Origin of the sequence: Actinoallomurus sp. CA-142502 (assembly GCF_050936355.1) — a bacterium.
In the GTDB taxonomy this organism is placed as follows: domain Bacteria; phylum Actinomycetota; class Actinomycetes; order Streptosporangiales; family Streptosporangiaceae; genus Actinoallomurus; species Actinoallomurus iriomotensis.
In genome coordinates this window covers 4,529,901-4,542,444 of sequence record NZ_JBNJMY010000001.1, presented here as the reverse complement: position 1 = coordinate 4,542,444, position 12,544 = coordinate 4,529,901, and the positions used below count along the sequence as shown (strand labels likewise).

At 70.8% G+C, this 12,544-nt stretch carries 9 protein-coding genes; 6 read left to right on the top strand and 3 right to left on the bottom strand.

Annotation, left to right across the window (positions count from 1 at the left end):
• The first annotated feature begins 4 nt into the window (after nt 1–4).
• A complete protein-coding gene (locus ACQEV1_RS21770; protein WP_433395621.1) occupies nt 5–823 on the top strand; it encodes a uroporphyrinogen-III synthase in 819 nt (272 codons plus the stop codon).
• Nucleotides 824–973: 150 nt separating this feature from the next.
• Here ACQEV1_RS21770 and ACQEV1_RS21765 read toward each other — a convergent pair whose 3' ends face one another.
• Genes ACQEV1_RS21765 through ACQEV1_RS21755 form a run of 3 tightly spaced genes read right to left on the bottom strand, consistent with a single transcriptional unit; the run spans nt 974 to nt 4,691 of the window.
• The gene (locus ACQEV1_RS21765; RefSeq protein WP_285619754.1) at nt 974–2,017 is read right to left on the bottom strand and encodes a LacI family DNA-binding transcriptional regulator; all 1,044 of its coding nucleotides are present in this window, start codon (nt 2,015–2,017) and stop codon (nt 974–976) included.
• A gap of 41 nt (nt 2,018–2,058) precedes the next feature.
• A complete protein-coding gene (locus ACQEV1_RS21760; RefSeq protein ID WP_433395619.1) occupies nt 2,059–2,973 on the bottom strand; it encodes an ROK family protein in 915 nt (304 codons plus the stop codon).
• Nucleotides 2,970–4,691, bottom strand: a complete 1,722-nt coding sequence (locus ACQEV1_RS21755; protein ID WP_433395617.1) for a class I mannose-6-phosphate isomerase — start codon at nt 4,689–4,691, stop codon at nt 2,970–2,972. The genes ACQEV1_RS21760 and ACQEV1_RS21755 overlap by 4 nt, the downstream gene beginning before the upstream one ends.
• 198 nt (nt 4,692–4,889) lie before the next feature.
• On the opposite strand from ACQEV1_RS21755, the gene ACQEV1_RS21750 reads away from it, so the two are divergent.
• From ACQEV1_RS21750 to ACQEV1_RS21730, 5 genes are read left to right on the top strand one after another with little or no spacing between them, the layout of a single operon-like run.
• Complete coding sequence (locus tag ACQEV1_RS21750) at nt 4,890–6,203, top strand: ABC transporter substrate-binding protein (protein ID WP_285619759.1); 1,314 nt, start codon at nt 4,890–4,892, stop codon at nt 6,201–6,203.
• Nucleotides 6,200–7,162 carry a carbohydrate ABC transporter permease gene (locus ACQEV1_RS21745; RefSeq protein ID WP_285619761.1) on the top strand — a complete coding sequence of 321 codons (963 nt, stop codon included), beginning with the start codon at nt 6,200–6,202 and terminating at the stop codon, nt 7,160–7,162. The genes ACQEV1_RS21750 and ACQEV1_RS21745 overlap by 4 nt, the downstream gene beginning before the upstream one ends.
• A gap of 3 nt (nt 7,163–7,165) precedes the next feature.
• On the top strand, nt 7,166–7,981 hold the full coding sequence (locus ACQEV1_RS21740; protein ID WP_433395615.1) for a carbohydrate ABC transporter permease: 816 nt from the start codon (nt 7,166–7,168) through the stop codon (nt 7,979–7,981).
• A gap of 38 nt (nt 7,982–8,019) precedes the next feature.
• Entirely contained in the window at nt 8,020–9,219 is a 1,200-nt protein-coding gene (locus ACQEV1_RS21735; RefSeq protein WP_433395613.1) for a glycoside hydrolase family 76 protein, read from the top strand.
• 58 nt (nt 9,220–9,277) lie between these two features.
• A complete protein-coding gene (locus ACQEV1_RS21730) occupies nt 9,278–12,457 on the top strand; it encodes a glycoside hydrolase family 38 C-terminal domain-containing protein (protein WP_433395611.1) in 3,180 nt (1,059 codons plus the stop codon).
• Nucleotides 12,458–12,544: the final 87 nt, after the last annotated feature.

Sequence of the window (12,544 nt, the reverse complement as noted above, 5' to 3'; positions counted from 1 at the left end):
ACCTATGAAGGGCGAACCGGCCAGGCTCGGGCCCCGGGTCGGGGTGACCGCCGCCCGCAAAGGCGCCGAGCTGGCCACGTCGTTCGAGCGCCGCGGTGCGAAGGTCCTGCGCGGTCCGACGCTCGGCGGCGACCGCCCGGTCGACGACGAGGTGATCGCCACGGCCATCGACCGGCTGGCCGAACTCCGGCCGAAGTGGTTCGCCGCCTCGACCGGCATGGGCATGCGCCTGCTCGGTGAGGCCGCCGACCGCACCGGCCGCCGAGACGCCCTGGTACAGGTACTGGAGCACGCGACCGTCGTCGCCCGCGGCCAGAAGGCCTCCGGCGGGCTGAGGCGCCTGGGCGTGACCCCGGTGTGGACCGCCCCGGACGAGCGTGACTTCCAGGTCGAGGCCTGGCTGGCCGAACGCGTCCGGCCTGGCGAGGTCGCCGCCGTGCAGCTCCACGGCGCGGGCGGCGACCCGTACGGACGGCTCACCCGGGTCGGAGCGGTCGTGGAGACGCTCGCCCCGTACGTCTCGGCCCCACCCGACGATCCGGGACCGGGCACCCGCCTCGCCGAGGCGATCGTCGCGGGTGACCTCGACGTGGTCACCTTCATGTCCCCGGGCGCCGCCCGCGGCCTGGCGACACTGGCGTCCGCGGCGGGGATGGGCGACGAGGTACGCGAGGCACTGAACGGCCCGGTCGCCGTGGCCACGGTCGGCCCCGTGACCCGCGACGGCGCCCACGACGCGGGCTATGCGGTCACGATCGAGTCCGACAATCGCACCGGCGCCCTGGTCCGCGCGGTGATGAGCTGGTGGACCACCCACGGCTAGCGGCGAGCTGGTAGACGTTGGAGCCGATGGGCCGCCTATTACCGGTGCAGCCGCACGAGCCGTTCGCAGAGGCCGGCGAAACCGCCGAGCAGGAGGAACAGGCGTCCGCCGCGGTGGGAGCCGGGGGCTGTCGGGAGTACCTGACGGGCGTCATGCACCGGGGGGCGGTGCGCTGCTCGGGTGATCGCCGGAGCGGGTGCCGTGGCGGATGACGCGGGTCGGAACAGTGACGCGTCGGGAGGCGGGTGGCTCGGCGTCCTGGTGGTGGAGGCGGTCGATCAGCAGGCGTGCGGCCTGCCGGCCGATCTCGTCGGCGTCGTAGGAGACGAGCGTCAGGGGCAGGCCGAGGACGTCGGAGAGGTCGAAGTCGTCGAATCCCGCCAGGGGAAGAGCGGTCCCCCTTTTGTAGAGGGCCCGGATCGCGCCTTGGCTGATGCGGTTGTTGGTGCAGAACAGTGCCGTGGGCCCTTCGGGCCGGTCGAGGAGTTCGTGGGCTGCTCGTTCGGCCGTCGCGGCGTCGACGAGGCCCTGGTGGATGAGGGCGTTGTCGGGCTCGATGCCGGCCTCCTCGTGTGCCGCCCAGAATCCGCGCAGGCGTTCGGCGCCGGTGTAGAGCGCCGGCGGGTTGCCGAGGAAGGCGATACGGGAGTGCCCTTCGGCCAGAAGGCACGCGGTGGCCTCGAAGGCCCCGTGGAAGTCTTCGACCAGCACGCAGTCGGTGTCGAGTCCGGCGGGCGGCCGGGCCGCGAGGACGACCGGGACATGGCGCATGGCGGCGGCCAGGTGCTGCTGCCGGCTTCCGGCGGGAACGACGATCAACCCCTCGACCTGATGATCGATGAGGCCGTCGATGATGCCGGGCTCGCGTCCGGCCTGTTCGGCGGAGTTGCTGAGCAGCATCCGAAAGCCGTGTTCGGTCGCGACTTCCTGGACGCCGAGCGCGAGACGCGAATAGAACGGGTTGGCGAGGTTGGTGACGACGAGACCGATCATCCCGCTGCCGCCGAGCCGCAGGCTGCGCGCGGTCTCGTTGCGGCGGTAGCCGAGACGGTCCACCGCGGCGAAGACGCGTTCGCGAGTCTCCTCGGACACGCCGGGGTCGTTCTTGAGTACCCGCGAGACGGTCATGGCACTGACCTGGGCGAGTTTCCCGACGTCGTGCATGGTCGGCCCGCCGCCTCGGCGAGCGGTCATGCCCCTTCTCCTTCCTCCTGCCTGCGGCGGCGTCCCGGACCTCATGGAGCGCTCGGTGCGTCCTGTGCCCAGTGGGCGGCCCCGATCAACGGTGCCTCCGCGGGCCGCCGGGCGGGCAGGACCCGCACCGCCGTCCCGCCGGCCACGGCAAGCCCCGCCGAGAACGCAGGATGGATCAAGCCCCACGACTGGGCCATGGAACCGCCGACGACCACGGCGGTGGCTTCGAAACGGTCGATCCACGGAGCCAGGGCCTGGCCAAGGGTGTCGAAAGCGTAGCGGAAAGCCTCCGCCGCGGCGGCGTTGCCTTCCTCGGCCCGTACGGCGATCTCGTGGACGTCCGGGAGCGCGCGGTCGGCGGGGAGTGCCTCGAGACGGGCGTAGTGGGCGCGGATGGCCCGGCGCGACACCGTGTCCTCCAGCGGCCGGTGGCGCACGGTCAGCCGGTGGACGTGCCCGGCGGGTGGCACCGTGGCGCCGTCGTGCACGGGCCGGCCGGTGCGCAGGAACGAGGAGCCCACGCCCGTGCCCAGCGTCAGGCACACCGCGCGGTCGTGCCCGGCGGCGGCGCCTGCGTGGTATTCGCCGATGGCGAAGGCGTCGGCGTCGTTGAGGAAGCGCAGGCGCTCGGCCCGGTGATCCAGCCGCCGCCGCAGACCGGCCCCGACATCGACGCCGGACAGGGACTCGAACTTCCCGATGCCCGCGAAGCGGCCGATCCCGGTGTCGTAGTCGAAGGGGCCCGGCATGGCCACGCCCCAGCACGGCCGGTGGTCGGCGGGCAGTTCCACAGCCGCCAGAGCGATGGCGTCGAGGATGCGGGCGGCCGCGGCGTTGGAGCCCAGCGGCCTGCGCGTCACCGAGGACGGGATGGGGCGACTGGTCGCGGGATCGACGAGAGCGGCGGTGACGTGCGTACCGCCGACGTCGAGAACGGGGACCGGCGACACGGTCACGGCTCGACCACCAGGGCCTTCACGAGGTGCACCTCCTCGGTGCCCACAGAGCGGACCCGGTAGGGACCGACCGCGGCGGGCACCGTGATGGTCTCCGCGAAGGCCAGAGAGTGGGTGCGGCCGTCGCGGGTCTCGATGACCGCGCCCTGGCCCGCGGCGAGGTTGAGAATGTGGAAGCGACCGGCGGTGTCGTCGGCGATGTCGGCGTCCGGGGACACGACCAGGCGGTGCACGGCGTAGAACATCTCCGGCAGGGCACCGACGACCTCTTCGCGCCAGCCCTCGCCCGCGCGCAGCGTACGCGGTTGCTGGATCAGGTCCTTCGTCACGTCCTCCCCGCGCCGAGAGGTGTCCAGATTGGCGAACCCGTGCTCGTAGGGCAAGGGCCGGGAGGCTCCGGCGGCGTCCCTGCGGAGCCAGTCGTAGAAGCGCAGGGAGTACAGGTACGGCGTCGCGCTGACCTCCAGCACCAGGTTGCCCGCCCCGGAGGCGTGCGGGGTGCCCGCAGGGATCATGAACAGCCGGCCCACCGTGGCCGGGTGGGTCTGGACGTGGTCCTCGACGGGCATGGGGGTGCCGTTCGCGATGGCGTCTTCCACCTGGCGCCGCATGAGGTCGACGTCCGCGTGCTCGGTGAGGCCGAGTAGCACTTGGGCGCCCGCTTCGCTGGCCGTGACGTAGTACGTCTCGTGCTGGGTGTACGGCCAGCCGAACACCTCCCGCATGTACTGCTCCTGCGGGTGGCAGTGCAGGGACAGGTTGCCGCCTCCCATCGTGTCGAGGTAGTCGAACCGGATGGGGAAGGAGGTGCCGAAACGGCGGTGCACCTCCTCGCCGAGCAGGTCCCTCGGGTGGCGGACGCACAGCAGCTGGAACGGGATTTCGACCCGCGCCCCGCTCTCGTCTTCGACGAGGATCCCCGCCTCAGGGGCGATCAGTTCGTAGCCCAGGGCCGTGTTGCCGGCCTGCGGCGTGAAGCCCAGTTCGCTCGCGGCCCACTGGCCTCCCCACGGGGTGGAGTTGAAGTACGGGCGGGTGCGCACCGGGCCCTGGACGAGGTGGGCCAGGGTGCCGCGCAACGTGGCGCCGGCCAGCGAGGTGGGCGAAGCGGCATCCTGCATGTCGAACCACCGATCGATCCGTCCCGCGATCGCGTCGCGGTGCCGGTCCAGGATGGGCCAGTCGGTGTAGAACAGGCGCACCAGGTCACCGGGTTCGCCGGGGCGGCCCAGGTTGACGCCCACCGGCGGCTCGCCCTGCGCCACTGCGGCCTCGGCGTACCGTTTCGGCAGGTCCGCGTACCACAACACGTCCGGCTCACACAGCGCCGCGCCCGGCCCGAACGCCACCACGATGCCGTCGTCCACGGGCCGGCCGGGCCGGGGAACGGAGTCGAACAGGTCCGTGATCCGCGCCTCGGACAGCGGGGTGAAGAACGGGTCGTCGGCGGGGACGGGCCGAGCGACGATGCGCTCCGCGGCCGACGGTGCATGGTGGCCGCGCACGTCCAGCAACTCCACCGCGCGCCCCGCCGAGCGCGCGGCCGCCGCCAGCCCGTCGGCCAGCGCCTCCCAGTCCAGGGCGGCGGGACCGTCGACCGAGAGGACCAGCGGGCCGGCCGGCAGTTCGGCGACGGCAGCGGGCCAGCCCGTGATCACCGGCCCGTCGACCGGCCGGTAGCTGGGGTGGGGCTCGTACGAACGCGGCGCGGACTGCACATCTGCTCCTCACTGGACTCCATGACTTCGTTAACGATAACAAGAGCTCGACGCCATCTGCGTCGTGACTCTTGCCACGTTGGAATGGTGTCGTTAACATCCACGCAACACGCATCCGGCGACTCCAGGTGCTTTGGGGTCCCGTGTGTGCCCAGTGGTTCACGTCATGCGCGTGGGCCGATTCGATAAAGGTGATCAATGTCAGCATCGGGCAGGACCCGCCGCGCGGCCGTGCCGCTCGCCCGGCGTCGCTTCCTCGCCGGGATGGCCGCAGGCGCGGCCACGCTCGCGGTGGAGGGGTGCGCTCGCGGAGACAGCACGTCGGCGCAGCCGGGGACCACCAGCATCTCCAACGACAACGCCACCTGGGACGAGGGGTACCGCTCGGCCGGACGTGAGCTGAAGAAGATCACCGGCTATGCGCTGCGGCCGTTGTCGAATCCCTCGGTGACCTCCTATCAGCAGGTCGTTCAGATGACCCTGCAGACCTCGAAGGCCACCGACCTGGTCAAATGGGCTTCCGGCTACCAGCTCAAGCGCCTGGCGCGTGCGGGCGGGCTGACGGATCTGACGAAGGTCTGGGGGAACTACGCGGCCAAGGGGTGGGTGCGCGGCAGCGCACGCGAGGCGATGTCGTATCACGGGAAGGTCTACGGCGTCCCGCTGTACGAGTCGTACTACGTGCTGTTCTACAGCAAGCCGGTGTTCCAGAGGCTGGGACTGTCCGCCCCGGGCAGCTGGGCCGAACTGCTGCACTGCGCGGAGGTGCTCAAGGGCAACAAGATCACGCCGTTCCTCGCCAGCCAGGTCGGCGGTTGGCCCGCGATCGAGTGGTTCCAGGAGCTGGTCACCAAGGTCGACCCGCGCTTCTACCAGCGACTGGTGGCGGGCCAGGCGTCCTACACGGACGACGCGGCCCGCCAGGCGATGAACATCTGGTACGACTTCATGCGCAAGGGCTGGATGACGTCCCCCGACTTCGACCAGGCACGTGGCCCCGGCGCGCTGAAGGCCGGCACGGTGGGCATGTTCCTGCACGGCACATGGCAGGCGCAGGGGATGACCGCCGCGGGCATGAAGGCGGACGTCGACTACGGCGCCTTCATCCTTCCCACGGTGCGGCCGTCCACCCCGAAGAGCGTGATCGCCGAGTCGGGTGTCTTCACGGTGCCCAGCCGTGCCTCCTCGCACGAGGCCGCCATGGCGAATGTCGGGGCGTGGCTCGACCCGTCCGTCCAGCGGGTGTGGAGCGATTTCCTGGAGGACAGCTCCGCCAATCCGACGGTGCGGTCGAGCAACCCGGTCGTGGCCCGGCTCCAGCTGGACATCGCCCGGGAGCAGCGGATCCCGCTGGTCCGCTACTGGGAGGCCAGTCCGCCGAGCCTCATTCAGGGCAACGCCGATGACCTGGGCGGATTCATGGCCGGGCAGACCTCTCCGGCCACGACGCTGCGCCGGATGCAGGAGCGTGCGCAAGACGAATGGGCGGCCTGGAGGCGTGACGAGGCATGAGTACATCGACGACCGACCTGCCCACCCCTGCCGCCGGCGGCGGAAGGCCGGCAGCGCCCTCCGGCGGCGCACGGCGTACGCCGCCGGCGAACGCCTGGCGCAGGAGGCGTGAGCGCCTGACCGCCGGGGGATTCATGGCTCCGGCCGTGCTCCTGGTCACCGTCTTCCTGCTCGTTCCGTTCGTGTGGACCATCTACCGCAGCTTCTTCAGCGACAGCCGGACCTCAGGGTTCAGCTGGTTCGGCAACTACACGAGGTTCGTCTCCGACCCGGCGCTGTCCCGCTCCATCGTGAACACCGCGATGTGGGTGGTGGGCACGGTCCTGCTCCCCCTCGTGCTCGGGCTGGCCATCGCCTGCATGACCAACGCCACCCGCTGGTCGCGTCTCGCGCGGCTGTGCGTGGTGCTCCCCTACGCGCTCTCGGGTTCCGCGGTGGCGGTGGTCTGGAACTTCATGCTCACCACCGACGGCGCCGTCAACCAGGTCCTGACCACCCTGGGTCTGGGCTCACTGGCTCACGGGTGGCTGCTGACCTGGCCGGGCAACACCCTGGTGATGATCCTCGCCAACGCCTGGCAGGCCACCGGCGTGGCCGTCATCCTCTTTCTGGTCGGCCTGCAGTCCATCCCGCCGGAGACGCTCGAGGCCGGCGCCCTGGACGGCGCGGGAAGCTGGCAGCAGTTCCGTCACATCGTCCTGCCCCAGCTCCGGCCCATCTCGATCATCGTGATCGGCATGAGCCTCGTCAACGGCCTCAAATCGTTCGACCTGATCTGGGTGCTCACCCAGGGAGGCCCCGGACGGGCCACGGAGACCCTTGCGGTGTCCATGTACAACGAGACCTTCCTGGAGCTGCGGCCCGGCGCCGGAGCGGCGATCGCGGTCGTCCTCACCGTGATCGTGCTGGCGGCCTCCTGGCTCTATCTGCGCCGTCAGCTCGACGTGAAAGGCGAATGACCTATGTCCCTTGGCCGAGTCCTGCGCAACGGCACCGTCGCGGTGCTCGCCGTGCTGTGGCTGATCCCGACCTGGCTCCTCGTGGTCAACGCGCTGGTGCCGAGCGAGAGTTACTCCGGCGGCCCGCACTGGCTGCCCGAGGGCTTCGGGCTGTTCGACAACATGTCCCAGGCCTGGGACCAGGCCCACCTCGGGCCGGCACTCGCCAACAGCCTGCTGTACGCCGTCGTGAGCGCGCTGGCCGCCGTGGTGGTGGCCTCGTTCGCCGCCTTCGCCACCGTCGTCATGCCCGTGAGGCGGCGGGTGCTGTGGTTCTGGGTGATCTATTCCGGCACGCTGCTGCCCCTGCAGGTCTTCATCCGGCCGCTGTTCCTCTCCTACGCGAAGTCGTCCCTGTACGACACCCAGATCGGTCTCGTTCTGATCTACGCGGCCATCGCGATTCCCTTCGCGTTCTTCGTCATGCGCAACTACGCCCTGACGCTGCCGCGGGAGGTCGTCGAGGCCGCGCGCATGGACGGTGCGTCGTGGTGGCGGCTGTTCTGGCGGATTCATGTCCCGCTGACCAGGTCCGCCATGATCGCCGTCTTCGTGTTCCAGTTCGTGGCGGTCTGGAATGACCTGATGTTCGGCATCACGCTGACCACGAGCCGCAACATCCGGCCCATCATGGCCGCGCTCGCCGACCTGCAGGGCAACTACTCCAACGTCGGGCCCCCGGTCGTACTGGCCGGAGCCCTTCTCGTGTCCCTGCCGACCCTGGTGCTGTTCTTCTCCGCACAACGTTTCTTCGTCAGCGGCCTCAAGATCCACCGCTGACTCCCGCACGCCCCCCTCCTCGCCCCGAAGGATCGACCATGCCGCGATCGCTGCTCCGCCATGCCATCGTCACCGCCGCCTGCGCGGGCCTGCTCTGCGGCGCCGCCCCCGCGTACGCCCGAGCCGGTCACCCCGTACGTCCCACCTCCGCCGCCCTGTGGGCGGACCGCGCCACCAACGCCTACGACGCTTTGCAGGCACATCTGTACCAAGGCCCCGGCGACCACGGCCTGTACCTGGAACGCACGCCCCGGCAGGCCACGGACCCGGAACACTCCTACCTGTGGCCGATGCGCGAGGCCGCCGCGGCGGCCGTGGACATGGAGCGACTCCCCCGCACGGGCTCGGCCTACCGCCCGGACGCGGCCGAACGCTTCGACACCCTGGAGCTGTACTTCGCGTCCGGCGATCGGCCGGGCTACCACTCCTACCTGCCCGCCCCGCTGGGATCAGGCGGTGACGTGTACTACGACGACAACGCCGTGGTCGGCCTGAGCGAGCTCGACCAGTACGAGCGCACCGGTGACCGCGGGTTCCTGACCCGGGCCGAGCAGGTCGTGCCCATCGTCGCCCGCGCCTGGGACGGCGACACCACCAAGACCTGCCCCGGCGGCATGGACTGGTTCGACGCGCCCGGCAACAACATCCGTGCCACCAACGTCACCGCCCTGTCCGCCCAGCTCGCCGCCAGGCTCTACGAGCACACGCACGACCGCGCCTACCTCGACAAGGCCGAGCGGTGGTACGGATGGGTGTACTCATGCATGCGCACGGCGCCGGGCCTGTACGCCAACGACCGTGCGGACGACGGCAGCACCAACCCGACCCTGTGGACCTACAACTCGGGCGCGATGATCGGCACGGCCACCGCTCTCTACCGCGGCACCGGCGACGCCGGCTACCTGAAGAAGGCCGTCGACGACGCCCACGCCTCCCTGGCGTACTGGACGCAGGGCACCCGTCTGCACGATCAGCCGGCCATCTTCAACGCCTTCTACTTCAAGGACCTGCTCGGCCTCGACGCCGTCCGTCCCGACCCGGCGTACCGGAAGGCCGTGAGCGCCTACGCGGACGACACCTACGACACCAACCGGGACGCCGCCACCGGACTGTTCCGCTTCCAGCCGTCGGGCGGCGGCGACTACGACCCCGCGGCTCCGGCCGAAACCCTCGAGCAGTCCGCCATGGTCCAGATCTTCGCCATCCTGGCTCGCACCCACGGGTCCCAGCGCCCCTAGCCGGGCTCCTGATCCGGCACCCATCACCATTCCGCAACGCGAAGGACACCAAGGCACCATGTCCAAGCCACCGCTGACCCGGCCTTCCTGGTGGGACTCCGACATCGCGCGCGACATCCTGCGTGACCGTGTGGTCACCACCACCGCCGGCATCGGCGACACGGAGGTGCGGCTGTCCGGCGAGCCCCTGCTGCGCCGCCGCGACGGCGGCGATGGGCTGCTCCAGTCGATCCGGCTCCGTGTGCGCCCCGCGCACGACACTCCGCCGCGCATCACCCGGGCCCGGGACACCACCAGTGGGGGCACGCCCGTCCACTGCGAGGTCCTTTCCGGCCCCGGGGCCGACACCCGCATCCTGGTGCCGGAGGTGGACGAGCCGACGCCCCTGCTGATCGAGCTTCCCGACCTGGAAGAAGGCCGCCGGTTCGCGTTCGAGGCGCGCCCGCAGCGTCACTGGACGTTGCACCTGGTGCAGCACTCCCATCTCGACATCGGCTACACCGACCCGCAGGGGCGGGTCATGGCCGAGCACCGCACCTATCTCGACTCGCTGCTCGAGCTGTGCCGCGACACCGACGACCGCCCGGAACCCGCCCGGTTCCGCTGGGCCGTCGAGGGCTTCCACTCCTTCCAGGACTGGCAGGCGCACCGACCCCGCCGCCGGGTCGAGCACTTCCTCGACCGGGTACGCGAAGGCCGCATCGAACTCACGGCGCTGCCGTTCAACCTCCATACCGAGACCTGCTCCACGGACGAACTGCACGAGCTCATCCGCCCCGTGGCGGACCTACGCGACCGGCACGGCATCGACATCCGCACCGCCATGCAGACCGACGTGCCCGGCCAGGTCGTCGGCCTGCCCGACGTCCTGGCCACCAACGGCGTCCGGTACCTCTCCGTGGCGCACAACTGGGCCGGGCGTGCCGTACCGCACCTCGTGGGCGGGGAACACCTGCCACGGCTGTTCCGCTGGCAGGCGCCCAGCGGCAACAGCGTCCTGGTCTGGCGTACGGACACGCCGCACGGCCTGGCCTACATGGAAGGCTCCGTCCTCGGTTTCGACGAGTCCTACGACCACGTCGACGACCTTCTGCCCGCCTATCTCAGCGCGCTGGCCGAGTTCGCCTATCCGCACGAGGGCCGCGGGATCCCCGGCTTCCCCATCCTCGACCACACCGTCACCTCCGAGCCCTATCCATGGGACGTGCTGCACCTGCGTGTGCTGGGCAAGTTCGCGGACAACGGCCCGCCCCGCCGGATCATCTCCGACACGGTGCGCCGCTGGAACGAGCAGTGGGCCTTCCCGCGACTGCGCGCCTCCCGCAACCAGGACTTCTTCGAGGACGCCGAGAAGCGGATCGGTGACCGGCTGGAGACCTTCCAGGGAGACTGGAGCGACTGGTGGGTCGACGGAATCGGCGCCGGAGCCGTCCCGCTCGCCGCCACGCGCCGTGGCCAGGCCGCCCTCGCCGAAGCCCAGACCGTGGCCGGCTACGCCCAGCTGATGGGCGTGCCCGGCAGCACGGCCGTCGCCGCGACGGCGCCGGCCGTCTACCGCGCGGCCTCGCTGTTCAACGAACACACCTGGGGCGGCGGCGATCCCTGGACCCATGGCGAACACGGTCACGGCTCCGGCGAGAAGCAGTGGCACTGGAAGTACTCCCAGGCCCTGCGCGCCCACGACGACGCGGAGGCGATGCTGGACTCCGCCGCCGCGCTGCTCGGCGAAGCCTTCGCGCCCCTCACCGGCGCTCTGGCCTCCTACTACGTCGTGAACACCTGCAGCTGGCCGCGTACCGAAACGGCACGGATCTTCCTGCCCGAGAGCACCGTGGCGCCGGGCGACGCCGTCCAGGTCCTCGACGCGCGCACCGGCGCCTCCCTGCCGTTCACGGAGGAGGCACAGAGCAACGAACGCCACCGTGCGGCCGGCCGGTTCCTGCGCGTTCCCCTCACCGACGTGCCGGCCTGCGGCACCGTGCGCCTGGACATCGTGCCCGGCGCCTCCTCTCCCGCGACCGACGGTGACGGCACCGGCGTACCCGCGGACCCGGCCGTCCTGGAGAACGACCACCTGCGCGTCACGGTCGACCTGAGGCAGGCCTGCATCGGCTCCATCCTCGACAAGCGCACCGGGCGCGAGCTCGTCCGGCAGGACGCCGTCATCGGCTTCAACGGCTACGTGTACGACGAGTACGCCACGGCCGGCGCGTTCAACCACCAGTCGAGCAAGACCGTCGCCGACGACTCGATGCATCTGCTCGCCTCACGCCGGACCGCGCCCCCTGCGGCACTCGTCGACCGCACCTCGGACGCCACCGGCCAGACGATCGTCTACGAATGCGCCCCGGCCGGCACCCGCCGGCTCCGCGTGAAGGTGCACCTGCCTCACGACGCGGCTCGCATCGACATCGAGAACCGCATCGACAAGACCGCGACGCTGACCAAGGAGAGCGCGTTCTTCGCCTTCCCCTTCGCCCTGGACGAGCCCGCGGTGCGCATGGAGGCCACCGGGGGCGTCACCGGCACCGGGCTGGCGACCGTGCCGGGGTCCGCCACCCACATGCGGGCCGTCCGGCGTTGGATCAGCCTGAGCGACGGCACTCACCATGCCGCGCTGGCCACGACCGACGCTCCCCTCGTCCAGCTCGGCGGAATCGCGATCCCGTACGTTCCCTACCCGCGGTCGTTGCCGCAGGAGGAGCCGGCCACCGTCTTCTCCTGGGTGCACAACAACATCTGGGACACGAACTTCCCGTCCCAGCAGGCGTTCGACCACGTCTTCCGCTACAGCGTCGGTTTCACCGCCGCGGACGCCTCCGCGGGACTCGGCGAGCAGGCGGCCGTTCGCGTCGCGGCCGTCACCGGCCACCCGCTCGTGCCGGTCCGTGCCCGTGCCGAAGCCCTGGCACGGCCACCGTCGCAGACCCGGTTCCTGACCGTGGACGATCCTCGCGTTCGTCTCGTGGGCCTGACCTCCCCGGGCGAGGACCTCCTCCTGATCCGCCTGCAGTCCCTGACCGACACCCCGATCACCTGCCGCCTGAGCACCCCGTTCACCGTCACCCGAGCGCTCCGTACCAACCTTCTCGGCCTTGCCCCGAGCGAGCTGGACCCGGAACCGGACGGCGCCATCCCGGTCGACGTGCCCGCGCTCGGAACGGCGGCGGTCACCCTCCATCTGCGCCCGTCCGCGGCGCCCCAGCCGAACGAGGTTCGCGCCGCCCGAAAAGAGTGAAAATCGCCCTTTATGCACTCTTGACGGCATATTCGGCCGGACCGTACGTTGACCCGGGCCCTCCACCTGGACATATCCACCGAATCA